Source organism: Arthrobacter crystallopoietes, assembly GCF_017603825.1.
Lineage (GTDB): Bacteria > Actinomycetota > Actinomycetes > Actinomycetales > Micrococcaceae > Crystallibacter > Crystallibacter crystallopoietes_B.
Map to the genome: position 1 here is coordinate 4,013,950 of NZ_CP072014.1, position 23,731 is coordinate 4,037,680.

Annotated in this window: 21 protein-coding genes; 9 read left to right on the forward strand and 12 right to left on the reverse strand. The window is 64.7% G+C overall.

Annotated features, from left to right (window positions below; all coding sequences use genetic code 11):
• Positions 1 to 15: 15 nt before the first annotated feature.
• Positions 16 to 918 carry a UTP--glucose-1-phosphate uridylyltransferase GalU gene (gene galU, locus J5251_RS18375; protein ID WP_139004705.1) on the reverse strand — a complete coding sequence of 301 codons (903 nt, stop codon included), beginning with the start codon at positions 916 to 918 and terminating at the stop codon, positions 16 to 18.
• 104 nt (positions 919 to 1,022) lie between these two features.
• On the opposite strand from galU, the gene J5251_RS18380 reads away from it, so the two are divergent.
• The 3 genes from J5251_RS18380 to cpaB all read left to right on the forward strand — a co-directional run bounded on the left by J5251_RS18380 (position 1,023) and on the right by cpaB (position 2,820).
• Positions 1,023 to 1,637 carry a 5-formyltetrahydrofolate cyclo-ligase gene (locus J5251_RS18380; RefSeq protein ID WP_171059313.1) on the forward strand — a complete coding sequence of 205 codons (615 nt, stop codon included), beginning with the start codon at positions 1,023 to 1,025 and terminating at the stop codon, positions 1,635 to 1,637.
• 80 nt (positions 1,638 to 1,717) lie between these two features.
• Positions 1,718 to 1,999 (forward strand): FmdB family zinc ribbon protein, encoded by a 282-nt coding sequence (locus tag J5251_RS18385; RefSeq protein ID WP_139004703.1) that lies wholly within the window; start codon positions 1,718 to 1,720, stop codon positions 1,997 to 1,999.
• Between the two features lie 161 nt (positions 2,000 to 2,160).
• Positions 2,161 to 2,820, forward strand: a complete 660-nt coding sequence (gene cpaB, locus J5251_RS18390; RefSeq protein WP_208574798.1) for a Flp pilus assembly protein CpaB — start codon at positions 2,161 to 2,163, stop codon at positions 2,818 to 2,820.
• Between the two features lie 3 nt (positions 2,821 to 2,823).
• Here cpaB and J5251_RS18395 read toward each other — a convergent pair whose 3' ends face one another.
• The 10 genes from J5251_RS18395 to groES all read right to left on the reverse strand — a co-directional run bounded on the left by J5251_RS18395 (position 2,824) and on the right by groES (position 17,514).
• Complete coding sequence (locus tag J5251_RS18395) at positions 2,824 to 6,846, reverse strand: DUF4011 domain-containing protein (RefSeq protein WP_208574799.1); 4,023 nt, start codon at positions 6,844 to 6,846, stop codon at positions 2,824 to 2,826.
• A 115-nt stretch (positions 6,847 to 6,961) separates the two neighbouring features.
• On the reverse strand, positions 6,962 to 8,551 hold the full coding sequence (gene guaA / locus J5251_RS18400; RefSeq protein ID WP_139004700.1) for a glutamine-hydrolyzing GMP synthase: 1,590 nt from the start codon (positions 8,549 to 8,551) through the stop codon (positions 6,962 to 6,964).
• Between the two features lie 169 nt (positions 8,552 to 8,720).
• Complete coding sequence (locus J5251_RS18405) at positions 8,721 to 9,218, reverse strand: DUF3817 domain-containing protein (protein WP_074703308.1); 498 nt, start codon at positions 9,216 to 9,218, stop codon at positions 8,721 to 8,723.
• Positions 9,219 to 9,226: 8 nt separating this feature from the next.
• Positions 9,227 to 10,063 (reverse strand): SURF1 family protein, encoded by an 837-nt coding sequence (locus J5251_RS18410; protein ID WP_244250723.1) that lies wholly within the window; start codon positions 10,061 to 10,063, stop codon positions 9,227 to 9,229.
• A gap of 78 nt (positions 10,064 to 10,141) precedes the next feature.
• Entirely contained in the window at positions 10,142 to 10,612 is a 471-nt protein-coding gene (locus J5251_RS18415; protein ID WP_139004699.1) for a PTS sugar transporter subunit IIA, read from the reverse strand.
• A 38-nt stretch (positions 10,613 to 10,650) separates the two neighbouring features.
• Positions 10,651 to 12,375, reverse strand: coding sequence for a glycerol-3-phosphate dehydrogenase/oxidase (locus J5251_RS18420; protein WP_208574800.1), 1,725 nt, complete (start codon positions 12,373 to 12,375; stop codon positions 10,651 to 10,653).
• 29 nt (positions 12,376 to 12,404) lie between these two features.
• Complete coding sequence (locus tag J5251_RS18425; RefSeq protein WP_139004697.1) at positions 12,405 to 13,544, reverse strand: GuaB3 family IMP dehydrogenase-related protein; 1,140 nt, start codon at positions 13,542 to 13,544, stop codon at positions 12,405 to 12,407.
• 247 nt (positions 13,545 to 13,791) lie between these two features.
• Positions 13,792 to 15,297 carry an IMP dehydrogenase gene (gene guaB, locus J5251_RS18430; protein ID WP_208574801.1) on the reverse strand — a complete coding sequence of 502 codons (1,506 nt, stop codon included), beginning with the start codon at positions 15,295 to 15,297 and terminating at the stop codon, positions 13,792 to 13,794.
• A 246-nt stretch (positions 15,298 to 15,543) separates the two neighbouring features.
• Entirely contained in the window at positions 15,544 to 17,154 is a 1,611-nt protein-coding gene (groL, locus tag J5251_RS18435) for a chaperonin GroEL (RefSeq protein WP_139004695.1), read from the reverse strand.
• Between the two features lie 63 nt (positions 17,155 to 17,217).
• The gene (groES, locus tag J5251_RS18440) at positions 17,218 to 17,514 is read right to left on the reverse strand and encodes a co-chaperone GroES (protein WP_074701392.1); all 297 of its coding nucleotides are present in this window, start codon (positions 17,512 to 17,514) and stop codon (positions 17,218 to 17,220) included.
• A gap of 442 nt (positions 17,515 to 17,956) precedes the next feature.
• On the opposite strand from groES, the gene J5251_RS18445 reads away from it, so the two are divergent.
• The 4 genes from J5251_RS18445 (at position 17,957) to J5251_RS18460 (ending at position 21,748) form a co-directional block, all read left to right on the forward strand.
• Positions 17,957 to 18,910, forward strand: coding sequence for a siderophore ABC transporter substrate-binding protein (locus J5251_RS18445; RefSeq protein ID WP_208574802.1), 954 nt, complete (start codon positions 17,957 to 17,959; stop codon positions 18,908 to 18,910).
• A gap of 66 nt (positions 18,911 to 18,976) precedes the next feature.
• Entirely contained in the window at positions 18,977 to 19,993 is a 1,017-nt protein-coding gene (locus J5251_RS18450; protein WP_139004926.1) for an ABC transporter permease, read from the forward strand.
• On the forward strand, positions 19,986 to 20,993 hold the full coding sequence (locus J5251_RS18455) for an iron chelate uptake ABC transporter family permease subunit (RefSeq protein WP_432264408.1): 1,008 nt from the start codon (positions 19,986 to 19,988) through the stop codon (positions 20,991 to 20,993). Before J5251_RS18450 ends, J5251_RS18455 begins: the two co-directional genes overlap by 8 nt.
• Positions 20,990 to 21,748 (forward strand): iron ABC transporter ATP-binding protein, encoded by a 759-nt coding sequence (locus J5251_RS18460; protein WP_139004692.1) that lies wholly within the window; start codon positions 20,990 to 20,992, stop codon positions 21,746 to 21,748. The genes J5251_RS18455 and J5251_RS18460 overlap by 4 nt, the downstream gene beginning before the upstream one ends.
• A gap of 39 nt (positions 21,749 to 21,787) precedes the next feature.
• Here J5251_RS18460 and J5251_RS18465 read toward each other — a convergent pair whose 3' ends face one another.
• Complete coding sequence (locus tag J5251_RS18465; RefSeq protein WP_139004691.1) at positions 21,788 to 22,165, reverse strand: VOC family protein; 378 nt, start codon at positions 22,163 to 22,165, stop codon at positions 21,788 to 21,790.
• 195 nt (positions 22,166 to 22,360) lie between these two features.
• On the opposite strand from J5251_RS18465, the gene J5251_RS18470 reads away from it, so the two are divergent.
• The gene (locus J5251_RS18470) at positions 22,361 to 22,543 is read left to right on the forward strand and encodes a hypothetical protein (protein WP_139004690.1); all 183 of its coding nucleotides are present in this window, start codon (positions 22,361 to 22,363) and stop codon (positions 22,541 to 22,543) included.
• Positions 22,544 to 22,574: 31 nt separating this feature from the next.
• A complete protein-coding gene (locus J5251_RS18475; protein WP_244250724.1) occupies positions 22,575 to 23,729 on the forward strand; it encodes a sulfite oxidase in 1,155 nt (384 codons plus the stop codon).
• The last annotated feature ends 2 nt before the right edge of the window (positions 23,730 to 23,731 follow it).

The window sequence follows — 23,731 nt, forward strand, 5'->3', positions numbered from 1 at the left end:
GCCGCCCGCCTGGTCTCAGCCCTGTGCGCCTTCGGTGAATTCCTTCAGCCAGGAGCGCAGATCCTCACCGATGTCGGCGCGTTCCGAGGCGATGGTCACTACAGCCTTCAGGTAGCTCAGCTTGTCACCGGTGTCGTACCGCCGTCCACGGAAGACCACACCGTAGACGCCCCCGCCTTCGCCTTCACGGGACGCCAGGGTCTCGAGCGCATCGGTGAGCTGGATTTCTCCGCCCCGTCCGGGACCGGTCTCTTCCAGCACGTCGAAGACCGACGGATGCAGTACGTACCGACCGATGATGGCCAGGTTCGAGGGGGCCTCTTCGGGCGACGGCTTTTCAACCAGCCGGTTGACCTGCACGCAGTCGATACCGTCCATCTCGCTGACGTCGGCACAACCGTAGGCACTGATCTGCGCGGGCTCGACCTCCATCAGTGCGACGACGGATCCACCGGTCTTCTCCTGGACGTCGATCATCCGGCGCAGCAGCTCATCGTTTTCGTCGATCAGGTCATCACCGAGCAGCACGGCAAAGGGCTCGTCGCCAACGTGCTGGCGGCTGCGCAGCACGGCATGTCCCAGTCCCTTGGGATCGCCTTGGCGCACGTAGTGGATATCAGCCAGGTTCGATGCCTCGCGCACCAAGGCCAGCTTGTCGAGGTCACCCTTTTCCTCGAGGACGAACTCGATGTTGGGCACCCGGTCGAAGTGGTCTTCCAGCGGTCGCTTGTTCCGTCCGGTAATCATCAGGATGTCCGTGATGTCCGCGCGGACCGCTTCCTCAACCACATACTGGATGGCCGGTTTATCCACTACCGGCAGCATCTCTTTGGGCATGGCTTTGGTTGCGGGCAGGAAGCGGGTGCCGAGACCGGCGGCCGGAATGACGGCCTTACGTACGGTGCGAAGAGACTTCATGGAAATAAGATTACCCATCCGCGGCGTCAAAATATGAATTAGCATGACAGCTGCCGCCTAAGTGCATTCGACGGCGGCAATGAGCCCTTCGAACAAGGATTGCCGTGACACCTCTGGATAAAGACTCCGCCCGTGCACATTTCCGCAAGCTGCGGCAGGATCTGCCCGAGACCGACCGGCGCGCGGCTGCCGAACAGTTGGCCAGCCACGTCATGGCGGGGCTGGAAGCGGCCGGGGCGGAACGCGGCAGTACCGTTGCCGGCTATCTCTCAACCGGCGCGGAGCCCTCCACCGAACTGCTGCTGCCTGCTCTGACCCGGGCCGGTTACCGAGTGGTCGTCCCCGTCTGCGAGCCGGAGTACCAGCTCAGCTGGGTGCAGTGGTACGACGGAGTGGAGCTGGTGCGCAGTCCACGGGCCTGGGTCTATGAGCCGGTTGGGGAACGACTGCCGTCAGCCATCATGGCCGATGTCCCGCTGATCTTGCTACCCGGTCTGGCGGTCGACGCCGATGGCAACCGGATAGGCCAGGGCGGCGGTTACTACGACCGTTTCCTTGCAGGGGTCGCCCGGCTGCCCGAGCAACCGAAGGAAGTCGGGGTCTTTTACCCTCACGAGGTCGTGGCTCCCGGCAGCTTCGAGGTCACTGAACTGGACGCCCCGCTGGACGGTGCCGTGACCGCAGAGGGTTGGATATGGTTCGGGCCCGGGACAGTGTAGAATTAGCACTCGGAACTATCGAGTGCCAGCCCAGGGGGTAGCCCCGGATATGTTCCCCGGGAATTTTCAGGAGGATTCAAGTGCCCACGTACGCCTATGCCTGCAAAGATTGCAGCCACGCTTTCGAGATCCAGCAGTCCTTCAGCGATAACTCGCTGAGCGTTTGCCCTGAGTGCAGCGGCAACCTGCGCAAAAAGTTCAACAGTGTCGGCGTCGTTTTCAAGGGTTCCGGCTTCTACCGGACCGATTCACGCGATACGAAGAGCACCAGCACGGTTCCGGCCGCCAGCAAGTCCGAAAGCCCGGCGTCGGCGCCTGCCGCGGCACCCGCACCGGCCACTGCCGCCCCCGCTGCCAGCTAGAAACCTGCCTTAGCAGTACGCCACCCGGGATGCCACGGCACCCCGGGTGTTCTGCGTCCGGTGACGTTCCTTTCCTCCACAACAGGAACTACCGCAGCCCCCGTGCACAATCCGCGGCAAACCCCTGCCCCGCTGGCTCCCGGCGTCCTTACTGTGGCCCTATGCAGCATTCACCCCGGGCGACCCTCCCGTTCCTTGTCCGGCGTCTGATCAGGCGCCATTACCGACTTATCGCAGCTGCCCTGCTCTGCGCAGCCGCCGGACTCACGGTCCATGAGCTCACTCCGGCCCCGCATGAGACCGTTCCCGTGGTCACTGCGGCCGCAGACCTGGCTGCGGGAACCGTCCTGGCCGATTCGGATCTGGTGACCGGCAGACTTCCCGCCTCGGCCGTGCCCTCCGGATCAACTGCTTCAGTCCACGACCTGACGGGAAAACGGCTGGCCACGGCGTTGCGGGCCGGTTCCCCTGTCCTGGATACCTCGATCGTGGGTCCCGGGCTCCTGGCCGGTAGCCCGCCGGGCACCGTCGCGGTTCCGGTTAGGCCGGCTGACCAGTCGACGGTGCAACTGCTCAGCCCCGGCCAACGGGTGGACATCGTGCTCAGCACCGGCAACGGTTATGAAGAACCGGCAGCCTCGGAAGTGCTGGCAAGCGACGTGCCCGTGCTGTGGAAGGCCGGGAGCACCACCGACGGTTCCGGGCTGTTGGGCCGCCAGGAAAGCGAAGGCCTCGTGGTGGTGGCAGCATCACCGACCGAAGCCACGGCGCTGGCAAGTGCGTCGAGCCGGGGCACGGTCTTCCTGGTCCTTGTGGGTTAGGAGTCAGCCCCAGTGAGGCGGGCGCTGTTCCTTCAGCCAGGCGTCCCGGTCCTCCCGGTTGTCGCCCCAGGCACTCGGATCGTCCTCTTTGGCCCGGTCCGGAATGGCACTTTCGCGAAGCGCCGCCGCGGCGGCCTTCCGTGTTTGCGGTTGCTGGTCCTGGGGTTCCGCCTGGGCTGCGGCGCCTTCGGTGGGGTCGACGGAATTGTCCGTGCCGCCTGCCTGCCGGTCCCCGGAACGTTCCGCAGGCTTGTCCTCCTTGGCCAAGTGCCTTCCCGTCCCTTCTTGATCCGGATCCTGTAGTCCCAAGTATCCTCCGATCAGCCGCGCGCACTTCTCCGGGTCGGCAAAAACTTCGATGGTCCACAACGTCAGCGGACGCCATCCGAGCCGCTCCAGCAGCTGTGGCCGCAGCCGGCTGCGCTCGCGCACACTCATCTTCCGGTACTGCGACGTGCCGTCCGACTCCAACGCCACCGGCAGGGTCGGATGGTGGTCTCCCGGCAACTGCAAGGGGTCTGCCGCTGCGACAATGTCCAGGATTCCCCGGTAGTGGTCCTGCACCTGCGCGCCGCGGCTGCGGATCCGCTCGACCAGATCCGCGACGAGCGGATCATCAATCCCGGCAGAGGCAGCTGATACGGTTACCCCGCCGGTACCGAGCTTGCGGTTGATCAGTTCATAGAAATCGATGGCACCATGGCTCAGCCGATCGGGATCAAGGTCTTCGGGTCGGAAACATGTGAGCACCCGCAGCGAACGCCGGGCCCGCGTCATAGCCATGGCGAACCTGCTCCGGCCATCCGGCTCCGACAAAGGGCCGAAGTTATGCACTGCCCGGCCATGCGGCGTGCGGCCGTAACCAAGTGAAAAGACGATGTCGTCTCGGACCAGCCCGGAGGACCGCTCCACGGGAACCACGCGGAAGGAATCCTCCGCCCGCTTGAAGAACTCCGAAGCCGCAGGATAATTGGGCATTTGCAGACGGATCGCCTCAGCCACGCGTGCCGCGTGGCGGACCGTGGAGGTGATGACGGCAAGCGAACGCTGGGGCCGGTGACGTGCGTGTTCAAACACCAGATCCACAACCCGGTTGATTTCCGCCGGAACGCTTTCAACACCCTCATGGCCGGCACCGGGCAGGCCTGTTCCGTCCGGCAGGTATTCCACCACGAGTCCATCACCGCCGGTGATTTCGCAGGCGGAGGGGAGCCGGGTGAGGGCGCCGTCGTAAAATTCCTTGCTCAACGACTGCGCCAGTTCCATGTCGACCGCGCGGTACAAGGTGGTCAGCGGAAGTACCGGCAGGACACGTGCCAGCGCGTGATAGCTGCTGATGACCGGATCCGTCTCGGTGCCCGGCGCTAGGTCGCGCTTCCGGTCCACATTGACTTCAAACGGTTCCGCCATGCCCAGCTGGCCGTCGCCGAAGGCGATGACCTGCTCTGCCCGTGCCATGGCTCCGACCGCGGACTGCAGGCTAGTGGCTTCGGCGTCGAGAATAATAACGGCATCGAACCGTTTCTGGGCCGGCAGTACCATCGGCAGAACCAGCGGTGAGGCCGCCCAGACAGGCATCAATGACGATACCAACTGGCCCGACTGCTCGCTCAAGGACCGCAGGGTCGGTTCGGAGGTCTTGAGCATCTCCCGCAGCCGCTCCGCCGCCTTGGGCTGGCTCTTGATGGCGTGCCGCCAGTTCTGGGCCAGCTCCCACCGCAGACGTGCCGCGCCGGACGCGATATGGGCGTTATCGGCCAGCCGGTAGACCGCTTCCAGCTTGCGCAGGTTGTCGCCGTCGGACATGGCCAGATAGTCGTCACCGCTGATCATGGCTTCCAGGGCCGACTGCCACCAAGCAAGGTCCAGTTCGGCGCCGACATTCTCGGTAGCCACTTCACGCTCGGCCAGATCATCCAGCAGTTCGCCCAGACCGTGCTCGCGCATCTGCTCCAACAGCAGGGTCCGCTCCGGCAGGTTCACCAGCGTCTCGCGGTCCGCCGCCAGTGCTTCCAACCGCTCCACCAGTGCGTCCTGGTCCAGGTCGGCCAGCAGCACGCCGTCGGCCGGTTCCGCAAGGAGCCCGGAAAGCTTTTGCAGCTTCTTGTGGATGCCGAGGTAGAAACTGTTCAGTTCCGCCAAGCCGGACGGCACCGACGGATGACGCTGCGTGGTGGCGTATTCGGCCCACTTGCTGCGCTGCTGCTGCACGTCCGCCAGGGACTCGTGCAGGTCCGAGATATGAACGCCGGGACGCACATATTCCTTGGCCACCCGCCGCAGTCGGGACCGGGTCATGGAGCTCATTTCGATCCCGCGCTCGCGCCGCCACCCGGAAGAGGCCGTTGCGGAAATCAGGTCCGTGACCGGCCTGTCGAAAATGTCCGGCGTGAACTTGTCCAGGCTGCCGCGCACGGCGACCAGCAGCAGGAGCTGCTGCCCCCATTCGCGGAAGCTGGTACCCAGGGAAATCTGGGAATGCTCCGCCACCCGGTTCATCTGCTCGCGCAGCTTGGGAATGTCGCGAGCCAGATCAACAGAAAGCTGGTGGGCGTCTTCGGTTTCCTTGCGGTTGAGCAGCTTGGCACCGAACCACGGGCTGTTGGTCGAGGACTTGCTGAAGCTGCCTAGTTCCGCCGCGCGGCGCAGCCGGCCGGTCAGTTCGGCCCGGTCGGCGATGCTGTCCAGCACGGAGCGCTTGAGCCGGACTGTGGTGGCCGGAGCCGGATCCAGCGAGGTGAGCTTGGCCAGCGACTGCATGGCTTGGTACGGCGAGCAGTTCCAGCGCTTGCGGACATTGTGCAGCGACTGAACATGGTCCATCAGCTGGTGGCGGTGGTCGTTGAGCGTGCTGTGCAGTTTTTCCAGCTGCGGCGCCGTGGCCTGCTCATTGCGCATGATGGCCCGGACCAGCTGGTCCTTAAGCTGCTGGCTGGTGATATTGGCGTTCAGCTGCAGCACCAGGGAACCGAGCTTGAGCTCGTCGAGCTGCTTGGCGAACTGGTTCAGCGTAGTGCGCCGCTCCGCCACCACCAGGACGGATTTGCCTTCGAAGGCCAGCGTCGCCGCGGCATTGATGGCGGTCTGGGTCTGGCCTGTGCCCGGCGGCGCGGAGACGACCACCGAGTGGCCGCTCTGGACCAGATCCAGGACGTGCTGCTGGGCCGGGTCCGCGTCAAGCACCAGGAACTCGTCCTGCGGTGCGCGCTCGTCCAGCGGCGGCAGGTCCACCTCGGGCACGGGCACGTGGTAGCCGGTTTCCGGATCCAGATCTGCCGCCATCATGGCGTTCAGCAGCGGATGCGCGGAATCCAGCACGGAGGTATCGGCAGTGTTCGCCACATCGGCGAAGGTGGAGACCAGCAGGTGATGCTCGATGGTCATGCTGCGCACATCCTGCGTCAGCGACCGCAGCCGCTCCAGCACCGGATGCGGATCGAACCGTGCGGTGCTGTACGCCAGCCGGGCCACGCCTTCGGGGTCGATGTCGAGGCCCTGTTCGGCTTCAAGGTGCCTCACCAGCGCCGGGTTGAGCCTGGCCTGGTCTGTGAGCTGGAGTTCGTAGTCATCCTGGCTGGGCCGGACCGTCAGCGCCACCGGGGTGAGCATGATCGGGGCGTTCAGGGTCTCGGACCGGCCAACCTCGGGAACACGCCAGGAGGCCGTGCCCGCCGCAAGATAGCCGACGTCGATGCCGCGCTCCGTGCCGAGCTCGAAGATTTTGGAGCGTAGGCTGCGGGCGGTCTTCATCGCCGCCGAGTACTGCGCCTGGTCCCGCAGCAACGTGGACAGCCGGGTACGCCGACCGGTCAGCAGCTGGGCAAGACCGGACGGATGGGCATGGGTGAGGTCGATGCTGTTCGTCGAGGATGGCGCGAAGTACAGCAGGGTATCTGTTCCCGCGTGCTGGCCCAGCTGTTTCAGCCAGTGCGTCAGAATATCCTCGGCAGCCTCGTCAGTGCGATCGCGCGACACGGCTACTCTCTTTTCTTCACTCTCGGGCACAAGCCTTGACCAAATTGGCATGTGTCTCAAACTATCCGATAGGACATGGCAAACGGGTGACCGCAACGCTCCCCGGCAGAATTTGCCGGGGAGTTCACAGCTTTACCTGCTGCGAGGCTGCGGCCACCCGTCAGGGTTACTCCCACTCAATGGTTCCCGGCGGCTTGCTGGTGACGTCGAGGACCACGCGGTTCACGCCGTCGACCTCGTTCGTGATGCGGTTCGAGATCCGCGCCAGCAGGTCGTAGGGCAGCCGTGACCAGTCCGCGGTCATGGCGTCCTCGCTGGAGACCGGGCGGAGCACAATCGGATGTCCGTAGGTGCGGCCGTCGCCCTGGACCCCGACACTGCGTACGTCGGCCAGCAGCACGACGGGCATCTGCCAGACTTCGTTATCCAGGCCGGCCGCGGTCAGCTCAGCGCGGGCGATCGCATCCGCCTTGCGCAGCAGCTCCAGGCGCTCGGCCGTGATGTCGCCGACGATGCGGATGCCCAGCCCGGGGCCGGGGAACGGCTGGCGGCCGACGATCTCGGCCGGCAGGCCCAGCTGGGCGCCAACGGAGCGGACCTCGTCCTTGAACAGGGTGCGCAGCGGCTCCACCAGCTCGAACTGCAGGTCCTCGGGCAGGCCGCCGACGTTGTGGTGGCTCTTGATGTTGGCAGCACCCTCGCCGCCGCCGGACTCGACGACGTCCGGGTACAGCGTGCCCTGGACCAGGAATTTGATGCTTTCGCCCTCAGCCGCGGCTTCGGCAATGATGGCGCGTTCGGCCTCTTCGAAGGCGCGGATGAATTCGCGGCCGATGATCTTGCGTTTGGTTTCCGGATCACTGACACCGGCCAGCGCACTCAGGAAGCGCTCCTGCTCGTTGGCCACGTACAGGTTCACGCCGGTGGCAGCAACGAAGTCCCGCTCCACCTGTTCGGCTTCGCCTTCGCGCAGCAGACCGTGGTCCACGAACACACAGGTCAGCTGGTCCCCCACGGCGCGCTGCACCAAGGCGGCGGCCACGGCGGAGTCCACGCCGCCGGAGAGTCCGCAGATCACGCGGGAAGTGCCGACCTGCTCGCGGATCCGCTCGACTTGCTCTTCGAGGATGTTGCCGGTGGTCCAGTTCGGTTCCACCTTGGCGCCCTTGAACAGGAAGTTCTCCAGAACCTGCTGGCCGTGCACCGAGTGCTTTACCTCCGGGTGCCACTGCACGCCGTACAGCGCCTTCTCCTCGTTGGCGAAGGCGGCTACCGGGGCGCCGGCAGTGCTGGCGAGAACCTCGAAGCCATCCGGAGCTTCGTGCACCGAGTCACCGTGGCTCATCCAGGTGTTCTGCGTTTCCGGCACGCCTTCGAGAATGGAGCGTGCCTGGCCCACCGTGGTGGTGTCCGTAGCTCCGTATTCGCGAAGTCCGGTCTGGGCGACCTTGCCGCCCAAGGCGTTTGCCATGGCCTGGAAGCCGTAGCAGATGCCAAGCACCGGCACGCCGGCTTCGAACAGGTCGGCGCCGACGCGCGGTGCGCCGTCGGCGTAGACGCTGGACGGCCCGCCGGAGAGGATGATCGCGGCCGGGTTCTTGGCCAGCAGTTGCTCTGTGGTGTGGGTGTGCGGAACGATTTCGGAATACACGTTGGCCTCGCGTACGCGGCGGGCGATCAGCTGCGCATACTGGGCCCCGTAGTCAACGACAAGTACGGGCCGGTGGTCCGTGGCGGCGGGGGCTGGATTAGTCACCCACTAAGGATAGTCGCCGCGCGCGGCTGCTTGCACATTGGGCTCGAGCGGAGCCGCCACCTACTGATCCGGCTGTTAACGCCAAGCGGACGACGGCGGGTGGGTACCCGCCGTCGTCCGCTTGGGTTTGATGCGTTGAGGTTTATCCGTTTGGGTTGGCCTTGCTGGCTTAGTAGCGCTTGGCCGCTTCGGGATGTTCGGCCAGGTCTTCTTCCACCTGCCGGTGGACGCGCTTTTCCAGCAGGATCGAGAGGAACGGGATGACACCGCCCAAAGCGATCAGGATGAACCGTGTGAAGGGCCAGCGCATCAGGGACCACAGGCGGAAGTCGGCGATCAGGTACAGCACGTACAGCCAGCCGTGGGCAATCAGGACGGCGATGGAGAGATTCACACCTTCTACCACCGACGGTTCTGCCTGCGCCAGACCGAGCGCGAACGTCTCCCCGGTGAGCGTATTGGTGGCTCCGGCGAAGAGGAACAGGTTGAAGCCGTAGCGCAGGATCATCTCCGCGCAGAGCAGCAGCAGCATGACGCCGGTGATGTAGGAAGTGACCTTGTAGAACGTCAGTGCCGAGCGGATCTGCGCGTGCGTGCCGCCGTACCGCCGCTTGGCAGGGCGGGCCTTGGCGGGAGCCTGCGGGGCATCCGGGTTCGGCTGGTTCACGTTATCTGTCACTTGCTTACCTCGTTGTTTTTATCGGTGCCGCCTGGAAGGCCGGCCAGATAGCGGGCCTCTTCGGCGGCGAATTCTTCGTCCTCGAGCGTCCGGCGGTAGTCGTCAGCGACGAGCCGCCACCAAAGGAAGATGGCGAAGCCGGCGAAGACTACCCACTCCACCGCGTAGAAGATGTTCATCCAGTTGACCGGTGTCTCCTGCGGCTGCGGGCCCACGACAACCGGCTCCATGGAGGTGCCGGCGGTGGCCGTGTCCAGATCCTCGCCCGCCACGGTGAAGTCGGTGCCGACCACAAAACCTGCATACGCCGGGGCGTTCCAGAGGTTGATCAGTTCCGCCACGGACAGGGTGGCCACTTCCCCCGGAGGGGTCTGCCCCGGCACTGGTGCTTCGGTCGGCAACAGGCGTCCGACGACGGTCGCCTCACCCTCCGGTGCCGTCGTCGCGTCCGCCGGATCCGCCACCCAACCGCGGACTACGGGGATGAAAACGTCTTCGCCGTTCTGTTCGGGAGCACCATCGACGGTAAACGCGGTGACTACCCAGTGCCCCTCCTCGCCGTCCTGCAGCCGGGTCTGCACCAGCACCTGGTCCCGCGGGCGGAACCGGCCGCCGAGGCTGACCATCTGGTCGGCCTGCGACGCATGCATCGGCGTGCCGGGCTCAAAGACCTCGGTCAGCGGCTGGACCGTTTCGGTCTGGCCGGGCGGCGGCGGGGCCTCGCTTTGGGATGCAGAAAACTGCCACTGGCTCAAGAGTACAAAGACTGTCGAAACGACCAGTGCCAGCACCAACGCCGCGATCCAGCGGGGTTTGAGGGCAGTTTTCAGCACCTATTAACCCTACTTCGTGCCTCTGTAGAAAACGAATCTGCCTGCGCATCCGGAAGCCTTCCCGGGACCGGCGGTGACTCAGGAATCGGAGAAGTCGATCGTGGAGTTGATCAGCTCGGCAATGACGCCCGGGTCATAGGCACGGCGCAGCGACTCCCGGAAGTTCTCTTTCATCAGGGACCGCGCCAGCGTGGCCAGCACCTCGAGATGCTCCGAAAACGACGCGGCCGGCGTCGCCATCAGCAGTACGAGGTTGGCTGGCCCGTCCACGGCGCCGAAATCGAGGCTGTGGCCGAATTTCGTCACCCCCACGGCGATGGATGTGTGCTGCACGAACTCGCTGCGTGCGTGCGGCAGGCCCACGCCGCCGGGGAGTCCTGTGGCCAACTGGTGTTCCCGGGCATTGACCTGCGCCAGAAAACCCTCCAGATCCGAGATGCGGCCGGCGGCATGCAGTGTTCCGGCCAGCTGCGCTGCGGCGTCTTGCTTGTCCACCGCCACCAGGTCCAGCAGCACCAGTGCCGGCGTGGTGAGATCGAGCTCAGTCATTCGCGTCAGCGCCTCCGTCCGTGCTCACAGCCGGCGCCTCAGCTGAGCGGAACAATGTCTTCCACACCCATGCGTGCGCTGTCCGCGGTGACATCGTCAGGCTGTTCCTGGCTCAGCCGTTCGGCTTCCACCCGGGCAAGGTAGTGCTTAACTTCCCGCGCTTCCTGCTCGTCGCTCCACTTCAGCAGCGGCGCCATCAGCGCCGCTACCACGGGGGCGGCGGAGACACCGCGGTCCCACGCCTCAATGGAGATCCGGGTACGCCGGGTCAGCACGTCGTCGATATGGCGGGCACCCTCATGCGTGGTGGCGTAGACGATTTCGGCCTTCAGATAGTCATCGGCGCCCGGCAGCGGCTCGGCCAGTTCCGGGCTGCCGGTGATGATGTCCAGCACTTCGTCCGTCATGGATCCGTAGCGGTTGAGCAGGTGCTCCACCCGTGCCACATGGATTCCCGCGCGGTCGGCCATGCGGCTGCGCTTGTTCCACTTCGCTTTGAACCCGGAGGCGCCGAGCAGCGGAACAATCTCCGTGCAGCTCTGCGGCACGCGTTCGTCCAGGGCGCGCGCTGCTTCGTCCACCGCATCCTTGGCCATAACACGGTAGGTGGTGTACTTGCCGCCCGCCACCACCACCAGCCCGGGAACGGGATGCGCAACCACGTGCTCGCGCGAGAGCTTGGCCGTGTCGTCGTTCTCGCCCGCCAGCAGTGGCCGCAGTCCGGCGTAAACGCCCTCCACATCCTCGCGGGTCAGCGGGCGGCTGAGCACTTGGTTCACGTGCTCGAGCAGATAGTCAATGTCCTTGGACGACGCCGCTGGGTGGGCCTTGTCCAGGTCCCAGCTGGTATCCGTGGTGCCGATGATCCAGTGCCGGCCCCACGGGATAACGAACAGCACGGACTTTTCGGTCCGCAGGATCAGCCCCACGGTGGACTGGAAGCGATCGCGGGGCACCACCAGGTGGATGCCCTTCGAGGCCCGCACCTTCAGCTGGCCGCGCTCGGTAACCATGGCCTGGGTTTCGTCGGTCCAGACTCCCGTGGCATTGACCACCTGTTTGGCCCGGATGTCGAACTCGGTGCCGTCCTCCTGGTTGCGGACGCGTGCGCCGACCACGCGTTCGCCCTCGCGCAGGAAGTTGATGACCTTCAGCCGGTTGGCGGCATGCGCTCCGTACTCCGCCGCCGTCCGGACAAGGTTGACTACCAGCCGCGCGTCGTCGACCTGCGCATCGTAGTAGCGGATGGAACCAACGAAGGCGTCCTTCTTCAGGCTCGGCGCCGCCCGCAAGGTGCCGTGCCGCGACAGGTGCTTGTGGAACGGCACCCCGCGCCCGTGGCCGCTGGCCACCGACAGCGCGTCATAAAGCGCGACGCCGGCACCCACGTAGGGACGCTCAACGAACCGTTTGGTCAGCGGATAGAGGAAAGGCACAGGGCGGACCAAGTGCGGCGCGATGCGCTGCAGCAGCAGGCCGCGTTCCTGCAGGGCTTCACGGACGAGGGCAAAGTCCAGCATCTCCAGGTAGCGCAGCCCGCCATGGATGAGCTTGGAGGACCGGGAAGACGTGCCGGACGACCAGTCCCGGGCCTCCACAATGCCGACGTCGAGGCCGCGGGTGACGGCGTCCAGCGCGGCGCCGGCGCCGACCACTCCCCCGCCGACGATCAGTATGTCCAGCTCCCGGTCGTGGTCCTGCGTGGCCCGCAGGGCGGCCAGGGCCTCCTCACGGCTTTCAGGACTCATGGCTCCGGAACTCATACTCAGTTAGCCCTCCAGATGTCGGCGGATCACTCGTTGGATATGTACGGCGAGAGGACTACCTCGCACCGCTGGAACTCCTTCAGGTCCGAGTAGCCGGTAGTGGCCATGGACCGGCGCAGCGCGCCCACCAGGTTGGATGTGCCGTTGGTGTGGTGTGAGGGCCCATAGAGCACCTCGGACAGCGGACCCACCGTACCGATCTTGACCCGGTCACCGCGCGGCAGCTCGTGGTGGTGGGCTTCCTGGCCCCAATGCCAGCCGCGGCCCGGAGCCTCTTCGGCGCGGGCCAGGGCGGCACCGAGCATGACGGCATCTGCGCCCATGGCGATGGCCTTGACGATGTCCCCGCTGGTGCCCAGTCCGCCGTCGGCAATCACGTGGACGTAGCGGCCGCCGGACTCGTCCATGTAGTCGCGGCGTGCCGCGGCCACGTCGGAGATCGCCGAGGCGAGGGGCGAATGGATACCCAGCGCGCGCCGCGTCGTCGTTGTTGCGCCGCCGCCGAAGCCCACCAGCACACCTGCTGCACCGGTGCGCATCAGGTGCAGCGCAGGGGTGTAGCCCGCGGCGCCGCCGACGATCACGGGAACGTCGAGTTCGTAGATGAACTGCTTGAGGTTCAGCGGCTCGTGCTCGCGGGAAACGTGCTCGGCAGAAACCGTGGTGCCGCGGATCACGAAAATGTCCACGCCGGCGGCGAGCACGGTCTTGTAGAACTCCTGGGTGCGCTGCGGGGTCAGGGAGCCGGCCACCGTCACACCGGCTTCGCGGATTTCGGCCAGGCGCGAGGTGATCAGGTCAGCCTGGATCGGAGCCTCGTAGATGTCCTGCATCCGCTTGGTGGCGGCGGGACTGAAGCTCTCTTCGCTCAGTGCCGTGATCTCATCAAGCATCGGTTCCGGGTCTTCGTAGCGGGTCCACAAACCTTCGAGGTTGAGCACGCCCAGGCCGCCGAGCCTGCCGACCGCGATCGCGGTGGCCGGGGACATGACCGAGTCCATCGGCGCGGCGATCACCGGCATGTCGAACTGGTAGGCATCGATCTGCCAGCTGACGGAGACATCCTTGGGGTCACGCGTGCGCCTCGAGGGAACAATCGCTACGTCATCCAGGGAGTAGGCTCTGCGCCCACGCTTGCCACGGCCAATCTCAATCTCGTAAGTCACGGCTCTAGGTTATCCCACCACGGCGCGCATACCGGGCCCGGGGCGCGGACTGTGGACAGCCGGGGCACCACCGGCAGCACAACACGGCGCAGATAGAGCGCGAAACGCATGCGGCAACCGGATGCGATTAACCACGACGAAGGCCCGGACTTGCTCCGGGCCTTCGTCTGACGCTACTGGCAATGGCGCCATCGGTTGCTGGAAACCGGGCGCCGCGCAGTGCGGCTACTGCTTGTACTGTTGTTGGCTACCGCTTGTAGTTCGGTGCCTCCGCCGTGATCATGATGTCGTGCGGGTGGGACTCCTTGAGCCCGGCACCGGTGATTCGGACGAACTTGCCCTTTGCCTTGAGTTCGGCGATGGTGCGGGCGCCGGTGTAGAACATCGTCTGGCGCAGACCGCCGACGAGCTGGTGTGCGACGGCGGAGAGCGGGCCGCGGTACGGCACCTGTCCTTCGATGCCTTCGGGGATGAGTTTCTCGTCGTCCGGCACGTCAGCCTGGAAGTAGCGGTCCTTCGAGTAGGACGTGTTCTTGCCGCGGGTCTGCATGGCGCCCAGCGAACCCATGCCGCGGTAGGCCTTGAACTGCTTGCCGTTGACGAAGACCAAGTCGCCCGGGCTTTCGGCAGCACCGGCGAGCAGCGACCCCAGCATCACGGTATCGGCGCCGGCAACCAGGGCCTTGCCGATGTCGCCCGAGTACTGCAGGCCGCCGTCGGCGATCAGCGGCACACCGGCCGGGATAGCCGCCTTGGCGGACTCGTAGATCGCGGTCACCTGCGGCACGCCGACGCCGGCCACCACGCGGGTGGTGCAAATCGAGCCCGGGCCCACGCCGACCTTGATGGCATCGGCACCGGCGTCGATGAGGGCCTGGGCACCCTCGCGGGTGGCGGCCTGTCCGCCGATAATGTCCACATGTGCCGCAGCCGGGTCCTTCTTTAGCCGAGCGATCATGTCCAGCACACCGCTGCTATGGCCGTTGGCCGTATCGACCACGAGGAGGTCAACACCGGCGTCGATCATGGCCATGCCGCGTTCGTAACCGTCACCGAAGAAGCCGATTGCGGCGCCGACACGCAGGCGGCCCTCATCGTCCTTGGTGGCCAGCGGGTACTGCTCGGCCTTGTCGAAGTCCTTGACCGTAATCAGGCCCTGCAGCATTCCGGCGTCGTCGACCAGCGGCAGCTTCTCGATCCGGTTTTTGCCCAGCAGTTCGATTACTTCTGGCCGGCTGATGCCGACCCTGCCGGTGATCAGCGGCATCGCGGTCATCACCTCGTGCACCTTGGTGGTCGGGTAGTCCGCGCGCGGCACAAAGCGGGTATCCCGGTTGGTGCAAATGCCCAGCAGCTTCCCGTCCGTGTCCACCACGGGCAGGCCGGACACGCGGTAGTTGAAGCAGAGCTCATCCAGTTCGGCCAGGGTCGCGTCCGGGGAGATGGTCACGGGGTTGGTGATCATGCCGGATTCGCTGCGCTTGACCCGGTCCACGTGCTCGGCCTGATCCTGAATGGAGAGGTTGCGGTGGATAACGCCGAGACCGCCCTGGCGTGCCATCGCGATGGCCATCCGGGACTCGGTCACGGTATCCATGGCCGCCGAGAGCAGCGGAGTCTGGACCGTGATGCGCTTCGACAACCGGGAGCTGGTGTCAGCCTCGGAGGGGATGACATCTGTCGGGCCGGGCAGCAGCAGCACGTCGTCGTAGGTCAAGCCCTCGAAGGCGAACGGGTTAAATTCTTCAGTCACTGTGCGGCCTTTCGGAGATACACCGGAAATGGGGAGCGGCCAATGTCGCGGGGGTTACCGGTACAGAGGTGGGTAGTTACATCCTAAAACCATTTGCCACCCGGCTCTATTTCGTTCCCGCAGCCATGTGGTGGAACTAACTCAACTTCGAACCTTAACGGCTTAAAATGCAAAAGAGATCCAGCCAGTGCGAACTGGCCGGATCCCCTCTGCGGCTACTGGAACCGAAGCGCGGGCGCTGCGGTCTTAGTGGCTGTGGCCTGCGTGGGCGTCCTCGTCCTCGGCCGGCTTGTCGACGACCAGAGTTTCGGTGGTCAGGACCAGCGCGGCAATGGATGCCGCGTTGACCAGCGCCGAACGGGTGACCTTGACCGGGTCGATGACGCCGGCAGCAACCAGGTCCTCGTACTTCCCGGTGGCGGCGTTGAAGCCGTGGTTGACCTCAAGCTCGCCCACCTTGGACACAACGACGAAGCCTTCGTGGCCGGCGTTCTCGGCGATCCAGCGCAACGGCTGGACCAACGCGCGGCGGACAAGTCCGACAGCGGTGGCTGCGTCGCCTTCGAGCGCCAGAACGTTGGGATCGGTGTCCAGGGCCTGGGCGGCGTGGACCAGTGCGGAACCGCCGCCGGCCACGATGCCCTCTTCCAAGGCAGCACGCGTGGAGGACACTGCGTCCTCGATGCGGTGCTTCTTTTCCTTCATCTCAACTTCGGTGGCTGCGCCGACCTTGATAACGCCGATGCCGCCTGCCAGCTTGGCCAGGCGTTCCTGCAGCTTCTCGCGGTCCCAATCGGAATCGGTGCGCTCGACCTCAGCGCGGATCTGCGCGACGCGGTCTGCAACATCGGATTCGGAGCCGGCACCATCAACGATGGTGGTGGCATCCTTGGTCACGGTGATGCGGCGTGCCGAACCCAGAACTTCCAAGCCGACCTGGTCCAGCTTCAGACCGAGGTCCGGGGAAACAACCTGGGCGCCGGTCAGGGTAGCAATGTCCTGCAGCATGGCCTTGCGGCGGTCGCCGAAGCCCGGAGCCTTGACGGCAACCACGTTCAGGGTGCCGCGGATCTTGTTGACCACGAGGGTCGACAGCGCTTCGCCGTCGATGTCCTCGGCAATGATGAACAGTGGCTTGCCGGCCTGCAGCGCCTTCTCCAGCAGCGGCAGGAATTCCTGCACGGTGGAGATCTTTCCCTGGTTGATCAGGATCAGGGCGTCTTCCAGGACAGCTTCCTGGCGTTCAGCGTCGGTGACGAAGTACGGCGACAGGTAACCCTTGTCGAACTGCATGCCTTCGGTGAGGACCAGCTCAGTCTGAAGACCGGAGGCCTCCTCGATGGTGATGACACCGTCCTTGCCGACCTGCTCGAAAGCCTTGGCCAGCAGCTCGCCGACCTCGGGGCTCTGGGCCGAGATGGTTGCCACTTCGGCGACCTTGCCCTCGACCTCGCGGGCGTTCTCCAGCAGGCGTGCGGAAACAGCCTCGACAGCCACCTCGATGCCGCGCTTGAGGGCACCGGGAGCTGCGCCAGCGGCTACGTTGCGCAGGCCTTCCTTGACCAGCGCCTGCGCCAGGACGGTAGCCGTGGTGGTTCCGTCACCGGCTACGTCGTTGGTTTTGGTGGCAACTTCCTTGGCCAGCTGTGCGCCCAGGTTCTCGTACGGGTCCTCGAGCTCAACCTCACGCGCGATGGTCACGCCGTCATTGGTGATGGTGGGTGCGCCCCACTTCTTGTCCAGCACGACATTGCGTCCGCGCGGGCCCAGGGTCACCTTGACGGTGTTGGCCAGCTTGTCGACGCCGGCTTCCAGAGCTTTGCGGGCGGCATCGTCAAACTTCAACTGCTTTGCCATTTATTAATTCTCCTTATTGGACCAAAAACCCCGGCCAGTCACCTGGCCGGGGTCATCGGAAAACTACTTGACGACGATCGCCAGTACGTCGCGGGCGGAGAGTACGAGGTACTCCTGGCCGCTGTGCTTGACTTCGGTTCCGCCGTACTTGGAGTAGATAACGACGTCGCCCTCGGCTACATCGACCGGGACGCGGTTTCCGTTGTCGTCAACGCGGCCGGGGCCTACTGCAACAACTTCACCTTCCTGCGGCTTTTCCTTGGCGGTGTCCGGGATGACCAGGCCTGAAGCCGTGGTCTGCTCTGCTTCGAGCGGGCGGACAACAATACGATCCTCAAGAGGCTTAATAGAGACCGACACTCGGCTCTCTCCTTTGCATGAGCTACGAATAGGTTCTTTGGCCAAGGACTTTTCTGCCGTCGTCGCGGTGCCGGCAGGAGGTTCCTTGAGTAATTAGCACCCGCACGGGGAGAGTGCTAATAAGACTCTATGTGCCGGATTAGCACTCGGTCAAGGTGAGTGCCAAAAGCGTCGCAACGCCCCCTTGCCCGACCCCCAACATCAGCCCCTATAGCCGGCCCGCTGATGGCCCCAAACGCCAACGAGAGTCCACACGGATGGCGCCATTCGCCGTCGTTAATTGATGCCGTTGTTGCTTGAGGACATTATTCTGCAAGAAAGTTGCCTAAGGCTAACCTAACCCGATACGGTTCGAAGGCGCGTAAGAATTAGCCAATGATTTTGTGATCTATTGCGGCGGGTACCGGGAGGTGCCCGAGCACCGATTTTCCTGGAGCCATATATGAATAAGTCCGTGAAGTCCCGCCTCCTGGCAGTCTCGGCCGTTGCCTCGCTGCTGGCGCTGAGCGCCTGCGGCCAGGACGCCGGGGCAGCCGACGCCAACGCCAACACGGAGACCATCACCGTTGAGCACGCGCAGGGCTCCACCGAGGTTCCGGTCAACCCGGAAACCGTCTACAGCTTTGACCTTGGCGCGCTGGACAGCCTGGATGCCCTCGGCGTAGAGGTTGACGGCGCTCCGACCGCGCAGTACCCGGAGTCGCTGGCCAAGTACGGCGAGGATGCCGTCACCAAGATCGGTTCCATGAAGGAACCGGATTTCGAAGCGATCAGCGAGGGCGCTCCGGATCTGATCATCATTTCGGGCCGCACCGCCGGTGCGTACGAGGAACTGAGCAAGATCGCTCCGACCATCGACGTCAGCGTTGATGCCGCCACGCCGGTGGAGAGCTTCAAAGAAGTTTCCACCACGCTCGGCGAGATCTTCGGCAAGGAAGCCGAGGTCGAGAAGCAGCTGGCCGCGATCGATACCAAGATCGAGGAGACCAAGGCCGCCGCTGCCGACGCAGGCACCGGCCTGGTGGTGATGACCAGCGGCGGCGAACTGACCGCCTATGGCGCCGGTTCACGCTTCGGCATCGTCCACGATGTCCTGGGCGTGGAGACCGCGGCCGACGTCAAGTCCGAGGGATCACACGGCGAGGCCATCTCCTTCGAGTACATCGCCGAGAAGAACCCGGCCCATCTCTTCGTGATCGACCGCGATGCGGCCATCGGCGAGGCTGCCGGCAAGGCCGCCGCCGCGGTCCTGGACAACGAACTGGTCGCGGGCACCGACGCCGCCAAGAACGACAACATCACCTACCTGGATTCCGCTTCCTGGTACCTGGTGGGCTACGGCCTGAACAACGTCGACTCCATGGTCGGCGCCGTACAGGCAGCACTGGTCAAGTAGTCAATACCGCTGCGGGCCGGCGCATCCGGCCCGCAGCGGAAGACATCTACCATGGCTTCCTCGACGATGACCCGATCCACCCCGGCAGTCTCCGGCCGGGTAGCTCTGGCCCGCCCGCGCGGTTCCGGCGGCCAGTTGGCGGTGGCCGGTGCCGCCGTTATCGCCCTCGCGATTGCCAGCATGTTTGTTGGGGTCAGCGACGTTTCACTGCCCGCGCTGCTCGCGGGCGACCGGACGGCATGGGATATTTTCTGGATCAGCAGGGTGCCGCGGACCATCTCCGTCATCCTGGCCGGTATGGCCATGAGCGTTGCGGGCCTGATTATGCAGCTCATGGCGCGCAACAAATTCGTCGAACCCTCCACCGTGGGCACGGTTGAATCCGCGTCGCTGGGCATCCTCGTGGTCACGGTGGCGGTCCCCGGCGCTTCCTTGCTGGCAAAGATGTCCACGGCCACCGTTTTCGCGGCCGCCGGCACCGCGCTCTTCCTGCTGGTGCTGCGCCGGATACCGCTGCGCAACACGCTGCTGGTTCCGTTAGTTGGAATCATGCTGGGCGGCGTAATTGCCGCCATCACCACTTTCTTCGCCTACCGCTACGACCTGTTGCAGACGCTGAACAGCTGGATGATCGGCGACTTCTCCGGCGTCCTGCGCGGCCGCTACGAACTGCTCTGGATTGTCGCCGTGCTGACTTTGGTCGGCTACCTCTGCGCGGACCGCTTCACCATGGCCGGCATGGGCCAGGAGTTTTCCACCAACCTCGGACTGAACTACAACCGGGTGATGACCCTCGGCCTGATCATTGTCTCGCTGATCAGCGCCGTCGTCGTTGTCAATATCGGTTCCATTCCTTTCCTTGGGCTGATTGTGCCGAACCTGGTGTCCATTATTTTTGGCGACAATGTTCGCCGGGCCGTGCCCTGGGTGGCCGTATTCGGCGCGGGGTTTGTCCTGGTCTGCGACATCATCGGCCGGACTATCCGCTTCCCCTACGAAATCCCCGTCGGAGTCATCGTCTCGGCGATCGGCAGCGCCATGTTCCTGTACCTGCTCCTTCGAAAGCGTGAACGCCGTGGTTAGCACCGGCCTGCCGACGGCACTGACCCAGCATCAGCGCCGGCCCATCAAGGGCATCTCCCCGAAGACGTGGATCATCGCCCTCTCGGTTGTCGCCGTGGCCGTGGTGGCGGCCTTCATGCTGATCGACCTGCGCGGGAACATCGGCTACATCCTCCCCCGCCGGGCCATTAAAGTGGGCTCGATGATCCTGGTGGCCTACGCCGTCGGCGTCTCCACCGTGCTGTTCCAGACGGTCACGTCCAACCGGATCCTGACGCCGTCGATCATGGGTTTTGACGCCCTCTACATGCTCATCCAGACCGGGCTGACTTTCGCCATTGGCGGCCAGGCGCTGCTGACCATGGGCGCCCCGGCCCGGTTTGTCACCGAAGTGGCCCTTATGGTGGGGTTCTCTTTCCTGCTCTACCGCTGGTTGTTCACCGGCGGCGGCAAGAGCCTGCATCTGATGCTGCTGGTAGGCATCGTCTTCGGCACGATGTTCCGCGGCATCTCCTCCCTGCTGCAGCGGCTGATCGATCCCAGCGAGTTCATCATCCTGCAGGACCTCTTCTTCGCCAGCTTCAACAATGTGGACGGACTGCTGCTGCTCGTCTCTGCGCTGGCTGTCGCCGCGGTCAGCACGCTCGCCTGGCGCATGCGCCACCAGCTGGACGTGCTCTCGCTGGGCCGCGAAACCGCGATCAACCTCGGCGTGGACCACAAGCGGTCCGTCATCTCGGTCTTGATCATCTGCTCTGTGCTGGTGGCCGTGTCCACCGCGTTGGTCGGTCCGATCACGTTCTTCGGGCTGCTGATTGCCAGCCTGGCCTACCAGCTGTGCTCGCACTTCCGGCACGCGTACGTACTGCCTATCGCCGTCCTGCTCGGCATCATCGCCCTGGTGGGCGGCCAGCTGGTGCTGGAACAGGTCTTCGCCTTCGACACGGCGCTGAGCATCGTCATTGAATTTGTGGGCGGCATCGTCTTCATCGCCCTGCTGCTGAAAGGCAAAGTCAAATGATCCACGTCTCCGGCGTCTCCAAGCGCTACGGCACACAGACCGTCGTCGACGACGTCAGCTGCTACATCAAGGACGGCGGCATTACCTCGATCATCGGCCCCAACGGTGCCGGGAAATCCACGCTGCTGTCCATGATCAGTCGGCTGCTGGATATGGACTCCGGCTCCGTCACCATCGACGGGCTCGACGTCAACGACACCCCCGGCCGGGAACTCGCGCGGAAAATGGCCATCCTGCGGCAGGACAACCAGCTCACGGTCCGGCTGACGGTGCGCGATCTGGTGGGTTTCGGACGCTTTCCCCACCACGGCGGGCGGCCCCGCATCGAGGACAAGGCGTACATTGACCAGGCGCTGGAATACCTGGATCTGGGCGCCCTGGCAGACAAGTTCGTGGACGAGCTCTCCGGCGGCCAGCGCCAGCGCGCGTTCATTGCCATGGTGCTCGCGCAGGACACGGACTACCTGCTGCTCGATGAGCCGCTGAACAACCTGGACATGAAGCACGCGGTGGAGATGATGCGCCTGCTCCGGCGTTTGACGGACGAGCTAGGCAAGACGGTGGTCCTGGTCATCCACGACATCAACTTCGCCTCCTGCTATTCGGACAACATTGTGGCCATGCGCGATGGCCGGCTGGTGCATCAGGGCGCACCCGCACAGATCATGCAGCCGGAGGTGCTGCGCGATGTCTACGAGATCGACATCCGCATCGAGGAGATCGAAGGCAACCGGATCGGCGTCTACTTCGCCTAAGGCACTGTGCGTTAAGGACAGCCGTCCGCCGTCGTTATTTCAGGCTTTGAGCACTGACAGGACGTTCCCTGCCGGGTCCTTGAACCAGGCAATGTCCGGGCCGTTGCCGCGCATGATCCCCTTGGCGTCCGTGGGAAGATCCGGGCGGTCATAGATAGCCGTTTCCACCCCGGCCTGGTTGAGCTCGTCCACGGCGGCTTCGACATCGTCCACGACGAAGTTCAGGACGGTAAACGAAGCAGGCTCGTGATTCTCTTTGGAGTAGATCATGACGGTGGCCCCGCCTGGAATGGTCACGTCCAGCGTGCCCATGTCCCCGTCCTGGACAGAAAGGCCGAGGGTCTGGCCATAAAAGTCTTTCGCTGCAGCTGTGTCATTGACGCTAAAGCTGCTGACCGCTTGCTTGGCAGTGAACATGGTGTTCTCCCTTGAGGACGGATAGCTGGACATTACCCAGCTTGGCACCGTGACGTCGCGTTTGCCATACCACGGGCAGCGCTCTTCAGCCCGGCGCCTTTCGGCCACCGGAGGCCCCTCGATCTTCTTTCTGAAGACTCCTACCATGGAACGAGGAGACGCCGCGGGCTGTCTCCCCTTGACACGGAGGACAGCATGGTCAGGTTGGAATCGGCCACTGCGGATGCTGCCATGGCCCGGGCCATAGCTGATTCCCGCCTGCGCCAGCTCCCGCCCCAACTGCTCGGTGAGCTGCTGACCGGCAGCGAACGGGACCGCATCGTGATGCTCGAGCCGGATCTGCTCAACGAACTGAGCAAATGGAACCCAGGGCACTGACATGCGGGCAGAAGAAGCGCATTATCAAACCATGACGACGACAACCGGTCGAGTGCACTCTGCGGAGCGCGCGGCCAGCAGCACGCCACGGCCGCACGCCGCGGAACCCACTACCGGCGACTTCAGCAGGGAAGAGGTGCTGCTGGCATCCCGCAACCACGCGATGCCGTTGGAGCTGCTGCGCTGGGACCGGACGCCGGCAGGCATGCACTATCTGGTCATACACTGGGATGTTCCGATGGTCGATCCGGCGGCCTGGCGACTGAAGATCGGCGGAGCGGTCGCCGAGCCAGTGGAGTTCTCGCTGGCTGACCTCCGTGCCCGGGACAGGATGTCCATGGGTGTGACCCTTGAGTGCGCAGGCAACGGCCGGAGCTTGTTCCAGCCACGCCCGGTATCACAGCCTTGGATCCATGGGGGTGTCAGCACGGCGGAGTGGACGGGCACCCCGCTCGTAGCCCTGATGGACGAAGCCGGGCTGCGGCCGGACGCGGTGGAGCTGGTCTTCAGCGCACTGGACCGCGGATTTCAGGGCGGAGTGGCGCACGCGTACGAACGCAGTCTGCCCGTCCGCGCCGCCGTCTCCGGTGATGTCCTGCTGGCCTACGAAATGAACGGCCAGCCGCTCCCGCCGCAGCACGGCTTTCCCCTTCGCCTGGTGGTTCCCTGCTGGTACGGCATGGCGAGCGTGAAGTGGCTGCACCGCATCGACGCCGTCACCCAGGCTTTCGAGGGGTTCCAGCAGCGCTTTGCCTACCGATTGCAGCAGGACGCCGACGATCCGGGCGAACCGGTCTCGCGGATACGTGTCCGCTCGCTCATGGCTCCCCCGGGCATTCCCGATTTCATGTCCCGCCGGCCCATTGTTCCCGCCGGCGCGACCAAACTCGTGGGCCGCGCCTGGTCCGGCTACGGCCTCATCAAGTCTGTGCAGGTGGGCGTCGACGGCCGTTGGTTGCCAGCACAGCTGGACGAGCAGGATGGCAGGCACGCCTGGCGGGGCTGGTCCTGCTTCTGGCAGGCCGAGGAGGGCGATCATGAATTGATGTGCCGTGCCGAAGACGACGCAGGGAACATCCAGCCGCTGGAACCGGAGTGGAACTACCAGGGCATGGCCAACAACGCGGTGCAGCGGTTGCAAGTCACCGTGCTGCCATCGATTTCCGACGGTACGGCATTGCCTTAGCC

Coding starts and splice junctions, on each gene's coding strand:
- galU (WP_139004705.1), bottom strand. CDS start 918: ATGAAGTCTCTTCGCACCGTACGTAAGGCCGTCATTCCGGCCGCCGGT.
- cpaB (WP_208574798.1), top strand. CDS start 2,161: ATGCAGCATTCACCCCGGGCGACCCTCCCGTTCCTTGTCCGGCGTCTG.
- J5251_RS18395 (WP_208574799.1), bottom strand. CDS start 6,846: ATGCCAATTTGGTCAAGGCTTGTGCCCGAGAGTGAAGAAAAGAGAGTA.
- J5251_RS18415 (WP_139004699.1), bottom strand. CDS start 10,612: ATGACTGAGCTCGATCTCACCACGCCGGCACTGGTGCTGCTGGACCTG.
- J5251_RS18420 (WP_208574800.1), bottom strand. CDS start 12,375: ATGAGTTCCGGAGCCATGAGTCCTGAAAGCCGTGAGGAGGCCCTGGCC.
- groL (WP_139004695.1), bottom strand. CDS start 17,154: ATGGCAAAGCAGTTGAAGTTTGACGATGCCGCCCGCAAAGCTCTGGAA.
- J5251_RS18445 (WP_208574802.1), top strand. CDS start 17,957: ATGAATAAGTCCGTGAAGTCCCGCCTCCTGGCAGTCTCGGCCGTTGCC.
- J5251_RS18450 (WP_139004926.1), top strand. CDS start 18,977: ATGACCCGATCCACCCCGGCAGTCTCCGGCCGGGTAGCTCTGGCCCGC.
- J5251_RS18460 (WP_139004692.1), top strand. CDS start 20,990: ATGATCCACGTCTCCGGCGTCTCCAAGCGCTACGGCACACAGACCGTC.
- J5251_RS18465 (WP_139004691.1), bottom strand. CDS start 22,165: ATGTTCACTGCCAAGCAAGCGGTCAGCAGCTTTAGCGTCAATGACACA.
- J5251_RS18470 (WP_139004690.1), top strand. CDS start 22,361: ATGGTCAGGTTGGAATCGGCCACTGCGGATGCTGCCATGGCCCGGGCC.
- J5251_RS18475 (WP_244250724.1), top strand. CDS start 22,575: ATGACGACGACAACCGGTCGAGTGCACTCTGCGGAGCGCGCGGCCAGC.